We start from the raw sequence: 944 nt of genomic DNA on the forward strand, positions 1-944 counted from the left end.
ACGATAGTGTTAGTTTTTTTATTATATATGTTATTGTTATTGTACCCTCTTGAAGAATCTTGAAGAAGTCTTGAAGAATCTTCTTGATTTTTATGTTTCCTCGTATTGGCTGCTTTCTGCGCTCTTTCTGCAAACTTATTTAAAGTTTCATCCGAATTTTTTAATTCTTCTTCAACATCTGAACTCCACAAACGACCATCTTCTAAACAGATAATGTGTCCAGATCTAAATAAATAATCTAATGCCTTTTGAAACCTTTTTACTGAACAGCAAGTAAAATGAGATAATATTTGCGCATCATTGAAAAGAGGTTCTCTGATACGCAACATTTGCAATCGCAACCGCATATAAACATTGCCTTCAATCGCAGGCAAATGTGCAAGATCAAGTAACCACTTGTCTGCAAAAAGCCTTGTCCATGGTATTTTACTGGACATGTATATCCCCTTCTTTCATTAAATATAAAATTGCCGAAGCATCTGCTTCGTTGTCGTCTTTAGGCGCATGCCCTTTTGCACACACCGCCTTAATCATTTCTTCTTTTGAGGCGTTGCCTTTTCCTGTTGTTGCCTTCTTAATTGTGCCAACAGGAATGCCTTCATATGGTATCTGATGATGTTCACACCACGCTGTTAAGGTTGCTAGAAAGCCCCCGTAAATATGAGAAGCGTCTGTACCTACATGCCGGCGGACCTCTTCAAAATACACCGCGTCAATTTCATCAACGGAGCTCTTTAATTCAGTAAGCCACCGTTTAAAGCGTAAATAACGCATACCACCGCCTTCAAAACGGCGTGGTTGAAAATCTTCTGTATCGCTTGTGATAAAACCATCCGCACCGCATATCGCCCAGCCTGTCTTGGTCCCTAGATCAAGACATAAAATGGTTTGTGCGTTAGTGATCATAATCCCCCCTTAAGGCTGTTGTGTGTTTATGCGTGCGT

The 944-nt window shown here is 39.9% G+C and carries 1 protein-coding gene and 1 pseudogene; both read right to left on the minus strand.

Features of this window, described 5'->3' with window-relative positions:
- Positions 1–437 (minus strand): annotated as a pseudogene (locus ACFIJS_RS09030) (hypothetical protein); the annotation flags it as partial.
- Positions 427–906, minus strand: a complete 480-nt coding sequence (locus tag ACFIJS_RS09035; protein ID WP_375651287.1) for a crossover junction endodeoxyribonuclease RuvC — start codon at positions 904–906, stop codon at positions 427–429. The gene ACFIJS_RS09035 and the pseudogene ACFIJS_RS09030, both read right to left, overlap by 11 nt.
- Positions 907–944 lie beyond the last annotated feature (38 nt).

The organism is Bartonella sp. OT172YNZD, assembly GCF_042193725.1.
GTDB classification, from domain to species: Bacteria; Pseudomonadota; Alphaproteobacteria; order Rhizobiales; family Rhizobiaceae; genus Bartonella; species Bartonella grahamii_A.